Genomic DNA, 22,585 nt, shown 5'->3' with positions numbered 1-22,585 from the left:
GTCACGACGGGGGGCGTCGTGGGAGCCGGGTTCGTCGGCGTCGTGGGCGCAGGCGTCGTCGGTGCCGGGGTGGTCGGCGCCGGGGTCGTGGGGGCCGACGTGGTCGGGGCCGGGGTGGTCCCCGGCTGGTCGGTCGCCGGCGTGCTCGGCTGCGCGGGGACCGGCGAGGCGGCCGGGACGACCTCGCGCTCGACGCGGGCCCGGGCTGCCTCTTCGGCTGCGGCTGCGCGCTGGGCGGCGAGACCGTCCTGGCGCTGCTGCTCGACCTCCACGCTCGTGCTGCGGGCCGCGGCGAGAGCGTTGACGAGGGTCGTGCGCTGCGCGGCCGCGTCGCTCACCGCGGTGTCGGCCTCGGCCTGCTTCTGCTGGGCGGAGGCGAGCGCGGTGTCAGCCTCGTCCTTCTTCGTCTGCTGGTCGGCGACAGCCTGGTCCGCGATCCCCTTGAGGGTCTCGGCGACGACGGTGTCGGCCTGGAACTGCTGGACGGCCTTGTCGGCCTTGGAGCCGACGAGGTCGACGGCGTTGGCCTCGCTCACGGCGTCCTGGACGCCGTCGACAGTGAGGAGCATGCCCACCTGGTCGAGCCCACCACCGTTGCGGGAGCTCTCGCGGGCGATCCCCACGAGGAGCTTGCGCGACTCTTCTGCCCGCGCCGCGGCTGCCTCGCTCTTGGTCGTCGCCTCGCTCGCGACGAGGACCGCGGCGTCGTAGTCGACGACGGCCTGCGTGTAGGCCGACCCGGCGAGCGCTGCGTCTTCGAGCGCGGTCTGCTGGGTCTGCTCGAGCTGGGCGATCTGCACGTCCATCGCGGCGACGTCTGTCGCTGCCTGCGCGACCTGCCCACGAGCCCGGTCGACCTCGTCCTGCGAGGGGACGGGGTCGTCGGCGAGCGCAGGGGTGCTGGCTCCGAGACCGATGACGAAGCTCAGGGCAAGAGCTCCGACGAGGGGACCACGACGTGCAGCTGCCCGCCTGTCGCGCAGGGGTGACGCCATCTCGGGTGGTCCTCTCGCATGAATCTCGTGACGGTCCTCGTGAGCGTACCCACGGATGCCCCGTCTGTGAACATCTGTCACAGCGTTCACGCAAGTATCACCCGCACCACACGTCACACGAGCCCCACCCGCAGCGTGAGACGCGGTGTCCACACAGTGAGACTGGGGGCTCTCGCGGCTTCCCCTGGGCCGCTGCGGCACCCTACGCTCCCAGCATGACGATGCGAATGTGTTGCTGACCGAGCACCCCTGAGCTCACCGAGCCCGCGGACCCGCGCCCTACCCGGCGTCAACCCCGAGGCTCACTGCTCGACAGCGCGTCGTCGAACCAGCCTGGCCCCTGCGGGACGGACCGCAGGCCGTCCGGCCGCTCCCGGCCCCGTCTGCCCCTCCTGCTCTCGCAGGGACGCGACAGGCCGCCGCGGCCGGTCGCACAGGTGCGGCACGCGCTCCCCGCACCCGACCTTCCCAGGAGCCCTCATGACCTCGCCCAGCTGGTCCTTCGAGACCCGTCAGATCCACGCCGGCCAGACCCCCGACCCGACGACCGGGGCGCGCGCGCTGCCGATCTTCCAGACCACATCCTTCGTGTTCCCCGATGCTGGCGTCGCCGCTGACCGCTTCGCCCTCAAGGACCTCGGCCCGATCTACACGCGCATCGGCAACCCCACGCAGGAGGCCGTCGAGAACCGCATCGCCGACCTCGAGGGCGGTGTCGGTGCGCTGCTGCTCTCCTCCGGGCAGGCTGCGACCACCTTCGCGATCCTCAACGTCGCCGAGGCCGGTGACCACGTGGTCGCCAGCCCGTCGCTGTACGGCGGCACGTACAACCTGCTCCAGAACACGCTGTCGAAGCTCGGCATCACCACGACCTTCGTCACCGACCCGCACGACCCGCAGGCCTGGCGCGACGCCGTCCGCCCGACCACCAAGGCGTTCTTCGGCGAGACCATCCCGAACCCGCAGGCCGACATCCTCGACATCGAGGCCGTCGCCGCCGTCGCGCACGAGGTCGGCGTCCCGCTCATCGTCGACAACACCGTGGCGACCCCCTACCTGCTGCGCCCGATCGAGTTCGGCGCGGACATCGTCGTGCACTCGGCCACCAAGTACCTCGGCGGGCACGGCTCGGCCATCGGCGGCGTGATCGTCGACTCCGGCAACTTCGACTTCTCGAAGGACCCCGAGCGCTTCCCCGGCTTCAACACCCCGGACCCCAGCTACGACGGGCTGGTCTACGCCCGCGACCTCGGCGTCGACGGGATCCTCGGCGCGAACCTCGCCTACGTCCTCAAGGCGCGCGTGCAGCTGCTCCGCGACCTCGGCTCGGCCATCTCGCCCTTCAACGCCTTCCTCATCGCGCAGGGCATCGAGACGCTGTCGCTGCGGGTCGAGCGGCACGTCTCGAACGCGGCGACGGTCGCGGCCTGGCTCGAGGCCCGCGACGACGTGGCCCGCGTCCACTACGCCGGCCTCGAGTCGAGCCCGTGGCACGCCAACGCCCTCAAGTACACGCCGCGCGGTGCTGGCGCGATCGTCGCCTTCGAGATCGAAGGTGGCTCCCCCGCCGGGCAGGCCTTCGTGTCGGCGCTCGAGCTGCACTCGAACGTCGCGAACATCGGCGACGTCCGTTCCCTCGTCATCCACCCGGCGTCCACGACCCACAGCCAGCTGTCGCCCGAGGAGCAGGCGGCCTCCGGCGTCACGCCGGGTCTCGTCAGGCTGAGCGTGGGCATCGAGCACGTCGACGACATCCTCGCCGACCTCGAGGGTGGCTTCATCGCCGCCAAGGGTGCCGTCGAGGGTGCCGCCGGAGCGCCCGCCGCGCAGGACGCGTGAGCCGACCGTGAGCGAGGTCCCGGCGTCCCGCCCAGGCTGCGACGACCCGTCACGGGCCGCCGTGGACACCCGGGTGCCGGGCGCCGGGACCTCCGTACAGTGGACGACGATGACCGACGAGCAGCAGCGTCCGGGCGACCGGACCGACGACGTCGACCGGGGCGCTCCCCAGCCGCAGGGCTGGAGCCGCTCCGGGGGTCCCTCGCGCGCGCAGTCGCGACGCCTCGACCCGACCACCTTCCCGGCGAGCGGAGCCTGGCGACCCGGCGACCCCGTCGGCGACAGGCAGCACGTCAAGATCGGGACCCTCGAGCTCGAGGGTGGCGGGCAGCTCCCCGGCGTCCAGGTCGCCTACGAGTCGTGGGGCACGCTCAACGACCGCCGGGACAACGCCGTGCTCGTGCTGCACGCCCTCACCGGCGACAGCCACGTCACCGGCGAGGCGGGCCCGGGCCACCCGACCGCCGGCTGGTGGTCCGAGATGGTGGGGCCGGGCGCACCCATCGACACCGACAGGTACTACGTGGTGGCCCCGAACGTGGTCGGCGGCTGCCAGGGGTCGACGGGGCCGTCGAGCCTCGCGCCCGACGGCGCGCCGTGGGGCTCAGCCTTCCCGATCATCACCGTGCGCGACCAGGTCGCCGCCGAGATCGAGCTCTCCAGGTCGCTGGGCATCACCTCGTGGGCCCTCGTGGTCGGCGCCTCGATGGGCGGGCTGCGGGCTCTCGAGTGGACGCTGCTCGGCCCCGAGGCCGGCATCGAGGTCGAGTCCGCCGCGATCATCGCCTCGGCTGCGCAGACCCCCGGGGACCAGATCGCCTGGGCGCACCCGCAGCTCACAGCCATCCACGCCGACCCGAGGTTCCGCGGCGGCGACTACTACGACGCGGCCGACGGCGACGGTCCGCACGTCGGCCTCGGCATCGCCCGGTCGATCGCCCACACCACCTACCGCAGCGCCATCGAGTTCGACGAGCGCTTCGGGCGGATCCCGCAGGGCGGCGACGACCCCATGCACGGCGGCAGGTTCGCCGTGCAGTCCTACCTGGACCACCACGCGTCCAAGCTCGCCCGCCGCTTCGACGCCAACAGCTACGTGGTGCTCACCGAGTCGATGCTGACCCACGACCTCGGTCGGGACCGTGGCGGCGTGACGACGGCGCTCCAGTCCATCCGCTCACGGGTGCTCGTGGTGGGCGTGGACACCGACAGGCTGTTCCTCCCGGCCGAGTCGGAGCGGATCGCGCGGGAGGTCCCGCGCGCCGAGCCCGTGCGGCTGCTGCGCTCGGCCTACGGGCACGACGGGTTCCTCATCGAGTTCGACCAGCTCGGGCCGATCGTCGGCGAGTTCCTCGCCGGGGTGCACAAGCGCCGCTGACCGTCGCGGCACGGACGGTCCTGCCCGAGCAGGGCTAGACCCGGTGCGACCGGACGGTCTTCTCGACGAGGAGCACCACGATCCCCACGATCACGAGCGCCCCGGAGACGACGAGCCCCGTCCGCAGGGCGTGCTGCGCGGACTCGGTGAACACGTCGGTGATCGACCCCACGAGAGCCGGCGAGACAGACGGGCTGGTGACCGCGAGGGTCGCCCGCTCGGAGAGCAGCCCGAGTACTGCCATGAGCAGTCCTGTCCCCACGGCAGACAGGACGCCGACCCAGATGAGCACGAGTCCGCGCGAGTACGCGAGGGCGAGAGCCAGCACGAGGACCGCGAGCGCGACCCACGGCGCCCAGGTCGCGACGAGCGTGAGGGCCTCGTAACCGGTCCGGGCGTCGTCGAGGGCGCTGCTCTGGAACAACGGGACGCTCGTGTCGAAGGTCGGGATCGCGTCGGCGCTGACGAGCCCGGACTCGACGATCCGTGCGGTGACGGCGTCGGCCACGGCTCCGAGCTCGAGGACCACCTGACCAGAGTCGTCGAGGGTGACGCGGGAGGTCTCACCCTGAAGCAGGGCGAGGACCGTGCTGTGAGCCGTGCGGTTCGCCTGCGACCAGACCGAGGCGAAGGTGTCGCTGGCCACGGCCTGCTGCACGGCTCCCTCGACGATGCCGCGCACCCCGGTGTCGACTGTCCCGACCCCTGTCGCGGGCACCTGCCCGACCACCTGGGTGGTCAGCTGGTCGGCGAGGGCTGCCTGGACCGCAGGGTCGGCGACGACCTCGTCGGCGACGGCGACGTACCCGTCGGTGTCCGCCACAGTGTCGTCCGCCCACCGCGCTGCGAGCGTGAGCGGCAGGAGGACGGCGACGACGAGGACGAGCACCCCTGCGGCGCCAGAACGGGCGGGGTTGCGTCTGCTGCGGGTCATGAGGCACAGCGTACGGGGAACCTGCTTGCAACCGGGGCGGGGGGCTGCGGGGCGCTCACTCTCCGCCCCGGAGCGTCACACGTCCTCCCCGCGTCGCCGGCGCGAGGCTCCGAGCAGCAGCAGGCCGAGGAGCACCGCAGCCGCCGCCACGAGCGCACCTGCGGGGTCGGCGCCTGTCCTGGACAGCAGCCCGTGCTGGGGGGTGGAAGGCGTCGGTGCCGCTGGCGCTGAGGGACCAGAGCTCCCCGGTGCCACGCTCGGGGCGGTCGGCAAGATCGGGGTAGTCGGGGTGGTCGGGGTGGTCGGCGGCGTCGGGTCGACGGGTGCCGCGACCACCTCGAAGTCGGCTGCCACGCTGCCGCTGCGCTCCCCCGTGAGGGTCACGGTGTGCGCACCGAGCTCGACGTCGGCCGGGAGCACGAAGGAGAAGGTCACCGTGCCGTCAGCGTCGGCGACCTGGGTCCCGAGGTCGACGGGCGTCGACTCGAGGAGACCGGCCACGGTCTCTCCGGGCAGGAACCCGCGACCGTACGCGACCTGCTCAGCACCGCTGAGGAGGCTCTCGGCCTCGAGGGTGAGGGACGCGCCGCCGACCCTGACGAAGGAGGCCTCGGAGGTGTTTCCCGCCTCGTCGGTCGCTGTCGCCGAGAGGAGCGTCCCTGCGGGGACCTGCTCCTCGGGGTCGCAGACGAAGCGACCGTCGGGTCCGGCTGTCGCGGTGCAGAGCACTGTGCCACCGGAGTCGCTGACGGTCACCGTGGTCCCGGGCTCGGAGAGCCCGGTGACGAGGTCGCCCGTGGTGGGATCGAGATCCGGGGCGGGCGGCGCGGTCCCGTCCACGACGACGCTCACGGGTGTGGAGCCGACGCTCGTGCTCCCGGACCCGTCCACCTGGGTGGCGACGAAGGTCGTCGTGCCCTCGGGCAGCGGCTGGGCTGGGCTGCAGGCCCACGTCCCCGAGGTCGTCACGACGACTGTGCAGATCTCGCCCCCGCCGACGACAGAGACCGTGAGCGTCGCCCCGGACGCCCCAGACCCTGAGATCTGGACCGTCGGGCTGACCCGGCTGCCGTCGGTCGGCGCGAGGATCGCCGGCGCCTCGGCGGCTGTCGTGTCGACGACCTGGACGGTGCTCGTCGCGTCCGCGGTGGTCCCGCCGACCGTGAAGGTGACGGTCGCCGTCCCCGGCAGGAGCGAGGTGAGGGTCGCCGTGTACGTGCCGTCCCCGTGGTCGACTGTCGGCGAGACCTCGCCCAGGTCGGAGGAGAGGACCACAGCGGCTCCGCCCTGGGTGAGCGGGTTCCCTACGGAGTCCAGCAGCCGGACCGTGAGCGTCGACGCGTCGACGCCTCCGGACTCGATGGTCGTGGGTGCGACGGTGAGGGTCGACGTCGTCGGTGAGGGCGGTCCGGCGACCAGCTCGACCGTCGCCGTCCCGGTCCCCCGGACGCCGTCGACGGCGAAGGAGACCGTCGCCGTGCCCGCCGTCGTGGCCGAGGTGAGCGTCGCGGTCGACGAGCCGTCGCCGTTGTCGGTGACGTCCGAGAGCGTGCCGAGGTCGGTCGAGAGGGTCACGGATCCGCCCTCGGAAGTCAGCGGGTTGCCCTGTGCGTCGCGCAGCCGGACCGTCACGGCCGAGGTGCTCGTCCCGTCGGCCACGAGGACCGTCGGGGAGGCCGAGACCGTCGACGTCGCGGGGTCGGCTCCCCCGGCGACGAGGGACACGTCTGTCGTCGCCGAGGCCTGTACCCCGTCGATCGAGAAGCCGAGCGTCGCATCCCCCGTGCTGGTGCCGCTGAGGCGCGCCGTGTACGTGCCGTCGCCGAGGTCGGTCGTGGCCGTCACGTCACCCAGCGAGGTGGTGACGACCACCGTGCCGCCCGACGAGACGAGGGGGTTGCCGAAGCCGTCGAAGAGGCGGACGGTGACGGTCGCCCCGTCGACACCGTCGGCGACGATCGAGCTCGGGGCGGCCAAGATCTGAGAGGTCGACGGCGAGGCCTCTCCCTCCAAGAAGCTCACCACGAGGGTGCGCGTGCCCGGTATGCCGTCGAGCGTGTAGGACACCGTCGCCTGACCAGCGACGAGCGGCGCCGTGAGCACAGCCGAGTAGCTGCCGTCACCGTTGTCTGACGTCGCCGAGAGGGTCCCGGCGTCTGTCGCGATCACCACGGCGCCTCCTGGGGTGGTCAGGGTGTTCCCTGCGAGGTCGCGCAGCTGCACGGTGATGACAGACTCGACGTCGTCTCCCACGACGAGGGTGGACTCGGAGGCCGAGATCGTCGAGGTGGTCGGGTCCCCGGCACCGACGACGAGGTCGACAGTCGCCGTCTCGTCGGCGGCGACGCCGCCGACCGTGAAGCTCAGGACGGCCGTGCCGGGTGTGGTGGCCGCTGTGTAGGTCGCCGAGTAGGTGCCGTCTCCGTCGTCTGTGGCAGCAGTCACCGAGCCAGCGGTCGTGGAGACCACGACGGTCCCGCCGGAGGACGTCAGCGGGTTGCCGTTGACGTCGATGAGCCGGACCGTGACGTCCGAGGTCGACGCGCCGTCGGCGAGCAGCACGTCCGGAGACGCCTCGATCGTCGAGGTCGTGGGGCTGGCGGTCCCGGCGACGAAGGTCACGGTCGCCGTGTCGAGACCAGGGGTCTCGTCGAGGGTGAAGGTGAGGGTCGCGACCCCGGCGGTCGCGGCTGAGGTGAGCGTCGCCGTGTAGGTGCCGTCACCGACGTCGGTGGTCCCCGAGACCGTGCCCGCGTCTGTCGCGACGACGACGGTGCCGCGGGACGAGGCGATGGGGTTGCCGAGGGCGTCCCGGAGCCTCACCGTCACTGTGGAGGTCGAGACCCCGTCGGCGACGATCTGCCCCGGAGACGCTTCGATGGTCGTGAGGGTCGGGTCGGCAGCACCTGCGACGAGGGCGACGGCGGCTGTCGCCTCGGCGAGCACACCGTCGACCGTGAAGCTGACCGTCGCGGTCCCTGTCGTGGTGGGTGACAGGAGAGTCGCTGTGTAGGTGCCGTCACCCTGGTCTGTCGTCGCGCTGACCGAGCCGGCGTCGGTGATCAGCACGACGGTGCCACCCGAGGAGGTGAGCGGGTTGCCGTTCGCGTCGATCAGACGGACGGTGAGCGTCGAGGTGGAGACCCCGTCGGCGGTGATGGTCGTCGGGTCGGCTGCCACGACCGAGCGTGCCGGGTCTGCCGAGCCGGCGACGAACAGTGCCTCGGCGCTCTGGGATCCTGCCGCACCGTCGAGGGTGAAGCTGATCGTCGCCGTGCCCACGGTGGTCGCCGAGGTGAGTGTCGCCGTGTAGGTGCCGTCTCCAAGATCGGTGACGGGTCCGACAGCGCCGAGGTCCGTGCTGACGGCGACGGGCGCGCCGCCTGTCGTCACGGGGTTGCCCTGGGCGTCGACAGTCCGGACCGTGACCGTCGCCGTGGTCGTGCCGTCGGCGACGAGGGTCGTCGGGAACACCTCGACGGTGGTCCGCGTCGGGTCGGCGGGTCCGGCGAGGAGGTCGACGGTGGCTGTCGCCTCGGCGGCCGTGCCGTCGAGCGTGAAGCCGAGCGTCGCGGTCCCGACTGTCGTCGCGGCCGTGAAGACCGCTGTGTAGCTGCCGTCCCCGAGGTCGGTGACCGCGCCCACGGTGCCGAGGTCTGAGGTGACCACGACGGTTCCGCCGCTCGAGGTGAGCGGGTTGCCGTTGCCGTCGACCAGGCGGACGGTGACCGTCGAGGTCGACGAACCGTCGGCCGTGAGCGTTGTCGGGTCTGCCTCGATGGTCGAGGCGGTCAGGTCCGCCGTGCCCGACGTGAAGTCGACCGTGGCGGTGGCCTCGGCGGGGACGTCGTCGAGGGTGAAGGACAGCGTCGCCGTGCCGGTGGTCGTCGAGGACGTCAGGACGGCTGTGTACGTGCCGTCGCCGTTGTCGGTCGTCGTGCCGAGCGTCCCCGCGTCGGTCGCGATGACGACGGCACCGCCGGAGGTCGTCAGCGGGTTGCCGTTGCCGTCGACCAGGCGGACGGTGACCGTCGAGGTCGAGGCGCCGTCAGCGGTGATCGACGTCGGGCTCGCCTCGACGGTCGAGGTCTCGGTGTCAGCGGGCCCCGCCACGAAGCCGACGGCTGCCGTGGCCTCAGCAGCCGCGTCGTCGAGCGTGAAGGACAGCGTCGCCGTGCCGGCCGTCGTCGAGGACGTCAGCTCAGCCGTGTACGTGCCGTCACCGACGTCCGTCGTCGCACCGACGGTCCCGGCGTCTGTCGCGACGACGACAGTCCCGCCGGAGGTCGTCAGGGCGTTGCCGTTGGCGTCGAGCAGCCGGACCGTCACCGTCGAGGTGGACGTCCCGTCAGCGGTGATCGACGTCGGGGACGCCTCGACGGTCGAGGTCGTCAGGTCGGCTGCGGCAGGCAGGAGGTCGACCGTCGCGGAGGACTCTGCGGGCTGGTCGTCGACTGCGAAAGTCACGGTCGCCTGGCCCGCGAAGGTCCCCGAGGTGAGCGTCGCCGTGTAGGTGCCGTCGCCGACGTCGGTGGTCGAGGAGACCGAGCCGAGGTCCGTCGAGACGAGGACGGTCCCGCCCGAGCTCGTCAGGGGGTTGCCGTTCGCGTCGACCAGACGGACCGTCACCGTCGAGGTGGACGTCCCGTCAGCGGTGATCGACGTCGGGGACGCCTCGACGGTCGAGGTCGTCAGGTCGACGGCGCCAGCCGTGAGGTCGACCGTGGCGGTCGCCTCCGCCCGTGCGTCGTCGAGCGTGAACGACAGCGTCGCTGTCCCGGCCGTCGTCGAGGACGTCAGCTCAGCCGTGTAGGTGCCGTCACCCACGTCGGTCGTGGCACCCAGGGTGCCCGCGTCCGTCGCGATCGCGACAGTCCCAGCCGACGTCGTCAACGGGTTGCCGTTCGCGTCGACCAACCGGACCGTGATCGTCGAGGTCGACGCACCGTCAGCCGTGATCGACGCAGGGCTCGCAGAGATCTCCGACAGGCCAGCCGAAGCCTCACCCGCCACGAAGGTCACGGGAACAGTCGGCCCAGCCACCTCACCACCCAGGGTGAACCCCACCGCTGCGACACCCGCAGCCGTCGACGACCTCAGCACGGCCGTGTACGACCCATCCCCCTCGTCGACAGTGCCCAGCACCTCACCACGCGAGGAGAACACCACCACCTCGCCACCCGAGGACACCAGCGCGTTCCCGTTCGCGTCGACCAACCGCACGGTGACCGTCGAGGTCGAGACACCGTCGGCGGTGATCGACATCGGGTCTGCCTCGATCGTCGAGGACCCCAGATCGACCGCGCCCGCGGTGAGCGCGACGGGCGCCGTCGCCGGGGCCCCGGCACCGTCGAGGGTGAAAGAGACCGTCGCCGTCCCTGCGGTCCGAGCCGAGGTGAGCACTGCCGAGTACGTGCCGTCGCCGGCATCCGTCGTCGCGCCCACGGTGCCCAGGTCTGTCGCGACGACCACGAGGCCGCCCGAGGTACCCGTCGGGTTCCCGTTGGCGTCGAGGAGCGTCACCGTCACCGTGGAGGTCGACGTCCCGTCGGCCAGGATCGTCGTCGGCGAGGCCGAGATGGTCGACGCCGAGAGGTCGACGTCGCCAGGCGTGAACGCGACGCTCGCGGTCTGCGTCCCGGGCGCATCGTCCAGGCTGAAGGAGACCGTCGCCGTACCAGCCGTCGTCGCGGAGGTCAGCTCGGCTGTGTACGTGCCGTCGCCGACGTCGGTCGTCGGACCGACAGTGCCACCCTCTGTCGCGATGACTACCGTCCCGCCCGACGTGGTCAGGGCGTTGCCGTTGGTATCGAGCAGCTGGACCGTGATCGTCGAGGTCGAGATGCCGTCGGCCGTGATGGACGTCGGGGCGGCCTCGATGGTCGAGGTCGCAGCGTCAGCCGCGCCCGCCAGGAGCTCGACGGCTGTGGTCGCCTCGGCGGGGACGTCGTCCAGGGTGAAGGACAGCGTCGCCGTCCCGGCCGTCGTCGAGGACGTCAGCTCGGCCGTATAGGTCCCGTCACCGACGTCCGTCGTGGTACCCACGGTGCCCGCGTCTGTCGTGACAACCACCGTCCCACCCGATGAGGTCAGGGGGTTGCCGTTCGCATCGAGCAGCCGGACGGTGACGGTCGAGGTGGACGTGCCGTCAGCGGTGATCGACGTCGGGGACGCCTCGATCGTCGACGCCGTCAGGTCGGCCGCGCCGGCCGTGAAGTCGACCGTCGCGGTCGCCTCCGCCGACACGTCGTCCAGGGTGAAGGAGAGTGTCGCCGTGCCGGCCGTCGTCCCAGACGTCAGGACAGCCGTGTACGTACCGTCGCCGACGTCCGTCGTCGCACCGACGGTCCCTGCGTCCGTCGCGATCACGACGGTCCCGCCCGAGGTCGTCAGCGGGTTGCCGTTGCCGTCGAGCAGCCGGACGGTGACCGTCGAGCTCGACGCACCGTCAGCCGTGATCGACGTCGAGGACGCCTCGATCGTCGAGGTCGTCAGGGCTGCTGGACCGGCCGTGAAGTCGACCGTGGCGGTCGCCTCGCCGGGGACGTCGTCGAGGCTGAAGGACAGCGTCGCCGCCCCGACCGTCGTCGCAGACGTCAGCTCAGCCGTGTACGTGCCGTCACCGACGTCCGTGGTGGCTCCGACGGTGCCTGCGTCTGTCGAGATCACGATGGTCCCACCGGAGGTCTTCAGCGGGTTCCCGTTCGTGTCACGAAGCTGGACCACGAGCTGGGAGGTGCTCGTCCCGTCGGCGACGATGCTGTCCGGGGTCGCGACGATCGTCGACGCCGCGAGGTCGACAGCCCCGACCAGCAGCTCGACCTGCGCGGTGCCCGGTGCGTCGATGCCGCCGACTGCGTACCCGAGGGTGGCTGTGCCTGCCGTGGTGCTGGAGGTGAGGGTCGCCGTGTGCAGGCCGTCTCCCACGGCCGTCGTCGCGGTGACGGTCCCGAGGTCTGTCGTGATGGAGACGACGTCGGTCGACCCGACGATGGTGTTGCCCTGAGCGTCCTTGAGCTGCACCGAGACGAGGGATGTGGACGAGCCGTCGGCGAGGATCTCGGTCGGGTTCGCCGAGATCTCCGACAGCCCGAGGTCGACGGGCCCGGGGACGAAGGCGACGCTCGCCGTGCTGGTCGCCTCGTCGTCGCCGATCGCGAAGCCGAGGGTGGCCGCGCCTGTCGTGGACGACGAGGTCAGGACTGCCGAGTACGTGCCGTCGCCGTTGTCTGTGGTCGCCGAGACAGAGCCGAGGTCTGTCGAGACGACCACGACACCGCCCGAGGTCTCGAGCGCCGTCCCCTGAGAGTCCCGGAGCCGCACGGTGATGGCAGACGTCGACGTGCCGTCTGCCACGATCGAGGTCGGGGAGGCGTCGATGGTCGAGGTCGTCGGGTCGGCGGAACCGACCACGAGGTCGACCGTCGCCCGGGCAGAGCCCTCGACACCGTCGACGGTGAACGTCAAGGTCGCGGTCCCCGGGGTCGTGGTCGACGTGAGCGTGGACGTGTACGTGCCGTTGCCCTGGTCGACGGTCCCGGTGAGCGTCCCGAGGTCGCTCGAGACGACGACGTCACCTCCACCTGTCGTGACCGCGTTGCCCGCTGCGTCGCGGAGCTGGACCGTCGCGACGGCCGTCGACGTCCCGTCGGCCGTGATCGCGACAGGGTCTGCGGTGATCGTCGAGAGCGTGAGGTCGACAGGTCCGGCGACGAGCCCGACCTCTGTCGTCGCCGTCGCCTGGGTGCCGTCGACCGTGAAGGACAGCACGGCCGTCCCCGTCGTCGTGGGGGCTGTCAGCGTGGAGATGTACGTCCCGTCCCCGTTGTCGGTCGTGCCGGAGACCGTCCCGGCCGACGTCGCGACGACCACGTCTCCGCCGGAGGCCGTGAGCGGGTTGTCGAAGCCGTCGAGGAGCGTCACCGTCACCTCGGTCGTCGCGGCGCCGTCGGCGACGAGGGTCGGGTCGGCAGCGACGATCGTCGAGCGTGCTGGGGAGGCGTCTCCCGGCACGAAGGTCACCGTCGTCGTCCGTGCCCCGACCACGGCGTCGAGCGTGAAGCTCACCGTCGCGACCGAGACCTCCGAGGGTGCTGTGAGGATCGCGCTGTACGTCCCGTCGCCGTTGTCTGTCGTCGGACCGACGGTGCCCTCGCTCGTGGCGATGGCCACGGTGCCCCCCGATGTGGTGAGCGGGTGCCCGAGCGAGTCGCGGAGCTGGACGGTGATCTCGCTCTGCGACGCGTTGTCAGCCACGAGCTCGGCGACCGAGGCGGAGATCGTCGAGGTCGTCGCGTCGGCGGGGCCGGCGACGAAGGTCACCGACGCCGGGCTCCCCTGGACCGCGGCGCCGCCGAGGGTCGCGGACACCTGGTAGGTGCCCGGCGTCGTCGACGTGACCGGGACCGAGCAGGTCCCTGCGGCCGAGGTCGTGCAGGTGGTCGACGCCGGCGACGCCCCCGGTGCCACCGAGACGACGAGCGCCACGCCTGCGACGAGACCGCCCGCAGCGTTGCGCGCCGTGACCGTCGCCGAGAGCGAGTCGACGCCGTCGGCGACAGCCGTGCCCGGCTCCACGGTGAGCGTCGACAGTGCCGCGTCGACGACGTCGTCGTCGAGCACGGTGAGGTCGACCGGTGCCAGGACGAGCCCGTCGAAGTTCTGGTCGGTCGACGTCACCGTGTGCGTGATGGTCGTCTGCCGCGTGCCGTCGGTCTCGGCGTCGTCCACTGCGGTGACGACCAGCGAGACCGAGCCGCCCGTGGTCGGCAGGCTCGCCGTCGAAGGGTCCACCGTCGCCCAGGCGGGGGTGCCGACTGTCGCCGCGACGAGGATCGGCGCTGTCGCCGCGAGCGTGCTGGACACCGTGTAAGAGGAGCCGAGGTCGCCCTCCGTCACGGTGACCGACGTCGGTGCGATCGTGAGCGGAGAGACGTAGGTGACCGACCCGTCGGTCGAGGTCGACTCGGCGGAGAGGTTGCCCGACGCGTCGGACACGGCCCCGGCGGGCAGCGAGAGTGTCACGGTGCCCGAGGCGTCCGCGCGGGCCGTGACCGTGTAGAGGGTGTCGTTCACCTTCGCCACCGCCGTGACACGGGTCCCCGGGGCTGTCGAGCCTGCCGTGGAGAAGTCCGAGGCTGTGAGGGCACCCGCACCCGAGGTCGCGAGGGGCTCCGAGACGGCGACGGTGAACCTGAGGTCGCGCATAGAGGTCGGGTCGGCCTGGCTCGCTGCCTGGTCGACCGTGACGCGGGGCCCGCAGAGGTCGGCCTGGGTCTGCTGGACCGTCCTGGAGTACTGCGAGGCCCTGCCCGTCGCGTCGATCGTCTGCACCCTGATCTGGCCAGGGCCGAGCGTGTAGGGAACAGTCATCTGGCCGGCTGCGCTGAGCGTCTGGCGGCCCAGGTGAACGGTGGCACCGCTCGTCGCGCCTGTCGGGAGGTAGTACGCGTCGATGCTGACGGGGACGGTCGGGACGGTTCCGGAGGAGGGCGGTGTGACGGAGATCGACAGGGTGCACTGCGCAGAGTCATAGCTCGTCGCCGTGGGGTACCAGGTCGAGACCTGGGAGTTGGAGGCTGCGGTCGCGTTGGTCAGCATCGAGACGGCGCTCGTCTCGTTGCCCGCACCGAGGCCTCCGTAGGACGCCGTGCCGAAGGTGTTGCGCTGGGCTGTGAGGATCCCGGTCCCGGCGAGGTAGACCGAGCTGCTCGTGAAGCCGTCGAAGTAGTTGTCCTCGATGCGCCAGCCGCTCTGCTGGGCCGCGGTCCGGCTCAGGAGGGCGTAGACGGCGTAGGACGTGGTGCCGGCATTCGCCCCGGCATTGTCGAAGGTGTTGCCCGAGATGACGTTCGGGGCCCCGAGCCCCGGGGTGTTGATGAAGACCAGGGTGTACCCGGCGGTCAGGCTGTTGCGGGTGAAGGTGTTCCCGACGATCTGCGCGTTGGTGAGCGTGAAGCCGCGCAGGTCGAGGGCGTGGTTCGCCCCGCCGAAGCCCTCGAACCTCGACCCGATGACCGTGAGGTTGCTCAGTGTCGCTGCCCCCTGACCCTGGAGTCCTGTGTAGCGCTCGGTGTCAGGGTCGTACATGTGGATGCGGTCGAGGGTCAGACCGTCGACTGTCGCCCCTGCGGCGATCCTGATCGCGGACCCGCCTGCGGCGTAGGTCGAGCCGATCTCGACGGCTCGGACCGTCACCCGGTCCGCACCGTCGGCGAGCCACAAGAAACGCTCGAGGTCGATGCTGCCCGGGTCGAGAGAGGAGCCGTTCTCGATGACGGCGCCGTCGCCCGCCGGGCCGACCACGACGGCAGTCTCGTTGGACCTCACGGTGGTGAAGTTCCGGAGCGTGACGCCGGGGCCGTTGAGGTAGATCGCGGTCGAGCCGTAGACGTCGTTGAGCGATCTGATGCCGAGGCGGCCCTGGAAGTCGAGGGTCACCGGAGCCGTCGCCACGAAGTACGCGCCCAGGTCGCCGAGCGGCGTGAGCGCACCCGAGTACATCCAGCCCGCGGACGTCGTCGCGTGCCCGACGATCGTCCCCGAGGTCTGCACCCCGGGGGTGCTCGCGTCGACGTCCTCGGCGGGAGCGATGGTCACGGTGTCTGTCGTGCCGATCGCGTTGGACTCCTGGAGCGCCGCGCGGAGGGTGCACGCCCCTGCGGCCGTGGCGCAGACCCCGTCACCGACGGTCGCGTCGTCGCCGACCGCGCTCAGGCTGTCGACGAGGAAGGTGCGGTCCGCAGCCGAGGCCGTGGTCGCGGGAAGGACGGCGAGGAGCGACGCCAGCATCGCCGTGACCGCGACGGCGCCGGCAGACCGGACCCAGGCCCGACGGGTGCGGGCAGGTCTGGGACCAAGGTCCGAGTCGCGCGTGTTCATGTGTCCCCTCCGGACGAGGTCTGCTGACCTCTTGGCGACCGCCCCCGTTGGTAAGGCGAGTCTCGTCTTGGGGGGGAAGCGGCAGCAATGCTAGGGTCAGATTTCACCCGCTCGACGTTCTCAAGCCCCGCGGGCCTTGAAATCTGCCCATTCTGAGTGCCATATGAGGGCTCGAGGCCGGCGTTTGGGTGGAGCTCGAAGTGGACGGAACGAAACGTCTAGGTGTATGTGCGCACCTCCAGGCTCGGGCACTGCTGCGCGAGCGCACCTCGAGACGGCACCATCAGGCCCCGCGTCTGCGGTCTGAGACACGCCGACGACAGGTCGGGGTCCGGTGCGGCACCATGTCCTCATGACAGCCGACCTCGCGCAGATCTCCGCAGCCCTGACGAACCAGTGGTCCCTCCTGCGTGCGTGGGTCGCACCTCTCGGTGACGACCTCTTGGGCACACGGGACCGACCGTCGAGCCTAGACGGCTGGACGAACGGTGAGCTCGTGGCACACCTCGGCCGGGCGATGGAGGCCTTGGCTGTGTGCACGCCGGCCCCCGCGGGCACGGTGCCTCTGACCCTCGCCGAGTACCTCGGGACCTACCCCGAGCGGGCCGCAGACATCGACCAGGTCACCCGTGCGCTCGCCGCGGAGATCGCGCACGCACCGCTCGTCGAGGTCGAGGCGCGAGCCCAGAAGGCCTTCGCCGCCCTGGACGCTCTCGGCCCCGACGGGCACAGGGTCGTCCAGGCCCGCCGCGGCCCCATCCGGCTGCGAGACATGGCGATGTCGCGCCTCGTCGAGCTCGTGGTCCACGCCGAAGACCTCGTCGCGTCGCTCGCGGGGGTCGTCGGCTCGGCGGGCTCGGCGAACCCGATCGACCGGACGGCACAGCGGATCGTCGCCGAAGAGCTGCTCGACATCGTCGTACGGCGCGGGGCCGGTTCGCTGGAGGTGACCGACGCGGGCCTGTGGATCAGGCTGGCCACAGGCCGGACCCCCTACGACGTCGACGACCTCGCCCGCGCGCTCGCCTCGCAGGACACCGCCGGCGGCGTGCCCGACCTCGGACGGATGCTGCCGATCCTCTGACCAGGGCGTCGACCTTGGTCCCCGTCGCGCCGAGCCCGTGCGCTGTACGTTGGGTCCATGCTTGCCGCATCCGTGACGCGCTTCTCGCCCGACTCGCCCGCAGACGGCCTCGAGGTCGGTGACAGGCCTGAGCCGGCGAGCCGCGACGCGTGGACGACCGTCGACGTGAGGGCCGCGAGCCTCAACCACCACGACCTCTGGTCGCTGCGCGGCGTCGGTCTGCGGGCCGAGCAGCTCCCGATGATCCTCGGCACCGACGCCGCGGGCTACGCACCCGACGGGTCCGCTGTCGTCGTGCACGCGGTGATCGGCGCGGACGGCCACGGCGTCGGTCCGGACGAGCCGCGCACCCTCCTCTCGGAGAGGTACGACGGCACCCTGGCCGAGCAGGTGAGCGTGCCGACCCACAACCTGGTGCCCATGCCCTCGGACCTCTCCTTCGAGGAGGCCGCATGCATCCCGACGGCGTGGCTCACCGCGTACAGGATGCTGTTCAGGTCGGCCCGGCTCACCCCGGGTCAGAGCGTCCTGGTGCAGGGGGCCGGCGGTGGTCTCGCGACGGCGGCGGTCGCGCTCGGTGCTGCGGCCGGTCTCGAGGTGATCGTCACCAGCCGGTCCGGCACGAAGCGTGCAGCTGCCGCAGCCCTCGGAGCCGCGCACGTGCTCGAGAGCGGTGCTCGGCTCCCGCACCGGGTCGACGCGGTGATCGAGTCGGTCGGCGCAGCGACCTGGTCGCACTCGGTCCGCTCCGTCCGGCCCGGCGGGACCATCGTGGTCGCCGGGGCCACCTCCGGGGACCCCACAGCCGCTGAGCTCACGCGGATCTTCTTCAACGAGATCTCGGTGCTCGGCGCCACCATGGGCACCCGCGACGAGCTGTCTGACCTGCTGGCCTTCATGGTGCGCACCGACCTGCGCCCCCGCATCGACCGGACCTACCCGCTCAGCGGGGCGCGCGACGCCGTGACCCGGCTCGCCGGCGGGGAGCACGTCGGCAAGATCGTCCTGACGCCATGACGGACCGGGTCCCGCTGCCGAGGTTCTTGTCGCGTGCCGAGACCCCCGAGGGTGTCGTGCCGGCCCTCGACGCGCACATCTCCGACGTGGTCGCGCACGAGCTCGCCCGCCGGACGCGGGCCGCGTCGCCGCGCACGCGCGGCGCGGGCTGGGAGCAGGACGTCCTCGGCGAGCCCTACGAGGTGCGGACCCTCGAGCTCACCCCTGACGACGAGGGGCCTGTCGTCGCCTCCCTGGTGCGGTACCGTCCGCCGGACGCCGTGCGCTCGGCCCGCGCCGTCCTCTACGTGCACGGGTGGTCCGACTACTTCTTCCAGACCGAGACCGCAGAGTTCTGGCACCGGCAAGGTGTCGCCTTCTACGCGCTCGACCTGCGCAAGTACGGCCGGAGCCTGCGCCCCGGCCAGACTCCCGGCTACGTGACGACGCTGCGCACCTACGACGAAGACCTCGCCGCAGCCCTGGCCGAGATCCGGGTCGACCTCGGCCCGCACACGGCCGTCATGCTGCACGGCCACTCGACAGGTGGGCTCACGGCCGTGCTGTGGGCAGACCGGCACCCCGGCCAGACCTCGGGCCTGGTCCTCAACAGCCCGTGGCTCGAGCTGCAGGGCTCGTCCGTGGTCCGCACGGTCTCGACGCCCGCGATCACGCAGCTCGCCAGGTTCCAGGCGAAGGCCCCGCTGCCCAACATCGACACCGGGAACTACGCACGCACCATCCGCAGGTCCGACGGTGGAGAGTGGGAGTTCGACGAGCGCTGGCGGCCCACCCCGACCTTCCCCGTCCGGGCCGGGTGGCTGCGGGCGATCATCGCCGGCCACGCCGAGGTGGCCCGTGGGCTGCGCATCACGCAGCCTGTCCTGATGATGGCCTCGTCGAAGACCGTGATCTCGCCGCGGTGGTCGGAGGACATGCGCTCGGCCGACTCAGTGCTCGACGTGGAGGCCATCGTCCGGCGGGCCGTCCAGCTCGGGCCGACAGTCACGGTGGCCCGGATCGCCGGGGCGGTCCACGACCTCGCCCTGTCGGCCCTGCCTGTGCGCAGCGTGTACTACGCGCAGATACAGCGGTGGGCGAGCGCCTACGGCTGGTCGGACTCCTGAGCCTCTGAGACGAGCTCGTCGAGGCTCGGTCCTGCCTCGCCCGCGCGCCAGACCCGCCAGCCGTTCGAGGACGACGAGCCGGACAGCGCCTGCACGGCTGCGTCGGGGTCGCCGAAGCTCGCGCCGTCCGGGGCGTGCAGCAGACCGTCGAGGCCCAGGACCACCTCGAGACGCTCGCCGCGGCGGTGCCGGACCCACACGAGGTCGAGCGGTTCCTGGAGGGTGCGCGCGACGAGGGCGAGCCGGGCGTCGACGGGGGGCGCGGCGCTCGTCTCGACGGGCTCACCGTCCTGCGGGGGCGAGTCGTAGACCGGGTAGGAACGTTCACGCCGGGGCGCTGGACCCGGCCCTGCTGGCTGCGGGCCGCTGCGTCCGAAGGCATGGAGAGGCTGCGCCTCGGCGGGGCTCTGGCCAGGCGCGGACGTCGTCTCGGCTGGCGCCTGCGGGCGGACGTCAAGGTCGGCGCCGGGAGTGCTCAGGTCGAGCGAGACCGTCTGACGGGCCCCGAGCTCTCCGGGCCGCAAGGACGACACGTCGAGCAGACGTCGACCGTTCGCCCCCTCGACGACCCCGACCGTGAGGACCTGTACCCGCGCGGCGTCGACCGAGAGGAACGAGACCGCCTCGACAGCGTCGTCGTCGATCTCCGAGCAGACCAGGACCAGGCGGGCCGTGCGGCCTGATCCCGTCGCGCGCGGTGCGCCGTCCCGGTCGAAGAACGCGGCGAGGTCACGGTGGAACCTGTCGGGCCCCTGGGCATAGGACGCGGCGAAGGCTCGCCGGGTGATCCCCGAGGCCCGTCCGGCACCTCGGAGCGCGACGACGAGATGCTGGGCGGCGAGCAGCGGCACGGCCTGGACGACCACCGGGTCGCCTGCGGCGTCGATCGCGAGCACCGTCGCGGCACCATCACCGAGGGCGGCCGGAGCCGCCTCACGCTCGAGGGTCATGAAGAGCCGCTCGCCGAGCAGCGTCGGGAGGTGCTCGAGGACGACCGAGAGGACCTGCCCGAACGAGGCGTCGTCAGGGCGCATCGTCGTCACGGGCTCGGCGCGCGCGCCACCCTCGAGGTCGAACAGGGGCATCCCCACAGGGTAGCGATCCCGACCTCACGGCGACAGGGTCGTGGGACCCTCGTGGGTGGAGCAAGACCAGACCTGCACGGCGGAGGTCCATGTCACACGCGGTCGGACCGCGTCCCGCTGTCTGTGCTGCCTGTCGCGCTGCCCGTCGAGGCCGCGAGCCGTGCCTCGACACGCTCGACCTTGCCGTCGAGCTCGCCGGTGTGCCCGGGGCGGATGTCAACCTTCACCACGAGCGAGACCCTGTGCCCGCCGGCGCCGACCGCTTCGGTCGCGCGCTTGATGACGTCCATGCACTCGTCCCACTCCCCCTCGATGGTCGTGAACATCGAGTCGGTGCGGTTGGGCAGACCGGACTCACGGACGATGCGGACGGCCTCGGCGACGGAGTCCGTGACGGACTCCCCAGCACCGAGCGGGGCGACAGAGAAGGCGAAGAGCATCCGCCCATCGTGCCACCGCCCGGCGTGGGGCGACAGTGGGAGAGGGCGGTCGACAGCGGAAGCCGCGTTGCAGCCGGCGGCGTACATCTCCACCCTTAGATGCCGCTGACATATCTAGATCGCGCTCTGGCCGTGATCGATCAGTTAAGACAAGGGCAGCCCGCCCACCTCCATCTCGCGTCGTATCGCATCCGCGAGAGCAGACTCCTGACCTATCGCGTGCAAAGCAGCATTTTCGTATAGGGAATACTTTTGAAATCCGAGCGCCTTCGCTATGGCGGACCTAAAACCTGAATCTCGAAATGAGACCTCGCGAACGATGGCTGCGAAATCGTCGCTTGCAAGCTGTTCGCGGAGCCTTGTAAGAATACCGTCGTACGGCGAGGAGAATTTGACCTCTATCGAGGCCTCCCGAAGATCAGGCATTATAAAGTCTCGAATCTTTCGGAAAGCTACTTTCTTCGCCAGATCTAAGGCGAGCCGCTCAACGACGCCTGCAGAACGAAGGGCTCGCAAACCTTCAGATATTGCCTTTTCGTAGAGATCCGACCAAACGGTTCCGTCTGCGGCAGCGCGACGCCGAGCCACCACGCGTATAACTTCCGGAAGATAATAGAGACTCTCCACCTCGGAGCACGGGAGCACCCAAACGTTTTTCGAAGCAAGCGCCAATCGCTCCGTTTCCTCTCGCCCGTCTCCATCAATCACCCCTGCGGCATGCACCCAATGGTGAGCAGCCGCAGAGCGCAAGCCCTCTACGCTTCGAATCACCCATTCACACCCTCCGGCTGCGGCGATTGTCCACCCTGGGAAGAGGTGACGATACAAGGAATAGTCGAGACTCCCGTCAGCCCCCTCAACGAATAGTATCCTCTGCCGACCCCCGAGAATCGCCCTGCGTGCCGACTCCGTGAGTGATTCGTCTTCGCGTACTCGCTGGATATCCCAATAAGCAACTTCCTCTCCGACCCATTCGAGTCCGAGGACCGCAAAGGTCTCCCCGGAACGGGCATTCAGGCTCGAAGCTAAGTCAAGGTCGTGGGTCATCACAACGAAGCAGCAATCCGCTCTTGCGTCCAAAAGTGCTTCAATTAGTCCCGCCGAGACGGAACGATGCAAATGCCTTTCTGGCTCATCCAAAATTATTACGCACGAGTCAGGCGCAGAAAGCACCTCGGCTGATAGCAGAAGAGCCGCCCTCTCACCATCCGACATCCTGGATATCGAGTATTCACCGCCGTTCCCACGGTGGACCGCGCTAAATGACTGTCCGCCCCGGATTTCAATCCGAACATTTAGCCCCGCTGCTGACAGGACAGCCTCAAGTTTGTCGAAGACTCGAGCCCCCATCACTGAATCAATCTCGTCAGGTGACATCCGATCCTGCTGCGATAGTCGTGCGATTCGATGATCTTCGGAAGCGACCTTTCCAAGAAAGTCAAAAAGAGCCACATCCGTTCTCTGGTTGGCAGAACGATCGATATACCGCGACTCGGGCGCCTGATTAAAATACACCAATTGCTGCTCAAACTGCTCTCGACCCGAGGCGCTTATGTCCGGTCCGGAATTTTGAAACCACAGTTTTCGATGCGCGAGGACCCTCTGTAATTTTCCTGCAGGGGTCACTGAAGAGAAACTGGCGGCCAGTGCCGATTTTCCTGAACCATTCGCACCAACGAAAACCATCACCTCGCCAGCTTTGGCCTCCAAATTCAGGGATCCTGCTCTAGAAGGAATCTCCCACTGCGCTATCGGCTCCGCGCGCGCGCCCTCATCATCCATGGTGCCTATCCTATCTGAGGCCTCCAGCCGAGCAGGAAAGAAAG

Annotated in this window: 11 protein-coding genes; 5 read left to right on the top strand and 6 right to left on the bottom strand. The window is 70.5% G+C overall.

Features of this window, described 5'->3' with window-relative positions:
* The coding region (locus HZZ10_RS11515) for a coiled-coil domain-containing protein (RefSeq protein ID WP_373367331.1) at window positions 1-995 on the bottom strand (995 nt) is incomplete at its 3' end.
* Between the two features lie 480 nt (window positions 996-1,475).
* Here HZZ10_RS11515 and HZZ10_RS11510 point away from each other — a divergent pair.
* Together HZZ10_RS11510 and metX are read left to right on the top strand one after the other, a co-directional pair.
* On the top strand, window positions 1,476-2,834 hold the full coding sequence (locus HZZ10_RS11510; protein WP_179913607.1) for a bifunctional o-acetylhomoserine/o-acetylserine sulfhydrylase: 1,359 nt from the start codon (window positions 1,476-1,478) through the stop codon (window positions 2,832-2,834).
* Window positions 2,835-2,943: 109 nt separating this feature from the next.
* Window positions 2,944-4,212: a homoserine O-acetyltransferase MetX gene (gene metX / locus HZZ10_RS11505; protein WP_179913606.1), complete on the top strand. Its 1,269-nt coding sequence runs from the start codon at window positions 2,944-2,946 to the stop codon at window positions 4,210-4,212.
* 34 nt (window positions 4,213-4,246) lie between these two features.
* On the opposite strand, the gene HZZ10_RS11500 is transcribed toward metX, so the two are convergent.
* Entirely contained in the window at window positions 4,247-5,146 is a 900-nt protein-coding gene (locus tag HZZ10_RS11500) for a hypothetical protein (protein ID WP_179913605.1), read from the bottom strand.
* 75 nt (window positions 5,147-5,221) lie between these two features.
* On the bottom strand, window positions 5,222-16,027 hold the full coding sequence (locus HZZ10_RS11495) for an invasin domain 3-containing protein (protein WP_179913604.1): 10,806 nt from the start codon (window positions 16,025-16,027) through the stop codon (window positions 5,222-5,224).
* Window positions 16,028-16,379: 352 nt separating this feature from the next.
* Between HZZ10_RS11495 and HZZ10_RS11490 the strand changes: the two genes are divergently transcribed.
* From HZZ10_RS11490 to HZZ10_RS11480, 3 genes are read left to right on the top strand one after another with little or no spacing between them, the layout of a single operon-like run.
* A complete protein-coding gene (locus HZZ10_RS11490; RefSeq protein WP_056127989.1) occupies window positions 16,380-17,111 on the top strand; it encodes a maleylpyruvate isomerase N-terminal domain-containing protein in 732 nt (243 codons plus the stop codon).
* A gap of 57 nt (window positions 17,112-17,168) precedes the next feature.
* The gene (locus HZZ10_RS11485) at window positions 17,169-18,128 is read left to right on the top strand and encodes a zinc-binding dehydrogenase (RefSeq protein ID WP_179913603.1); all 960 of its coding nucleotides are present in this window, start codon (window positions 17,169-17,171) and stop codon (window positions 18,126-18,128) included.
* Window positions 18,125-19,234 (top strand): alpha/beta hydrolase, encoded by a 1,110-nt coding sequence (locus tag HZZ10_RS11480; protein ID WP_179913602.1) that lies wholly within the window; start codon window positions 18,125-18,127, stop codon window positions 19,232-19,234. The genes HZZ10_RS11485 and HZZ10_RS11480 overlap by 4 nt, the downstream gene beginning before the upstream one ends.
* Here the strand turns inward: HZZ10_RS11480 and HZZ10_RS11475 are convergent.
* The 3 genes from HZZ10_RS11475 to HZZ10_RS11465 all read right to left on the bottom strand — a co-directional run bounded on the left by HZZ10_RS11475 (window position 19,213) and on the right by HZZ10_RS11465 (window position 22,541).
* Window positions 19,213-20,319: a restriction system modified-DNA reader domain-containing protein gene (locus HZZ10_RS11475; RefSeq protein WP_179913601.1), complete on the bottom strand. Its 1,107-nt coding sequence runs from the start codon at window positions 20,317-20,319 to the stop codon at window positions 19,213-19,215. The genes HZZ10_RS11480 and HZZ10_RS11475 overlap by 22 nt on opposite strands.
* A gap of 92 nt (window positions 20,320-20,411) precedes the next feature.
* The gene (locus HZZ10_RS11470) at window positions 20,412-20,759 is read right to left on the bottom strand and encodes an MTH1187 family thiamine-binding protein (protein WP_179913600.1); all 348 of its coding nucleotides are present in this window, start codon (window positions 20,757-20,759) and stop codon (window positions 20,412-20,414) included.
* Window positions 20,760-20,903: 144 nt separating this feature from the next.
* Window positions 20,904-22,541, bottom strand: a complete 1,638-nt coding sequence (locus HZZ10_RS11465) for an AAA family ATPase (protein ID WP_179913599.1) — start codon at window positions 22,539-22,541, stop codon at window positions 20,904-20,906.
* Window positions 22,542-22,585: the final 44 nt, after the last annotated feature.

It is taken from the genome of Sanguibacter inulinus, from assembly GCF_013415325.1.
GTDB classification, from domain to species: Bacteria; Actinomycetota; Actinomycetes; order Actinomycetales; family Cellulomonadaceae; genus Sanguibacter; species Sanguibacter inulinus.
This window is presented reverse-complemented; position numbering and strand designations above follow the sequence as displayed.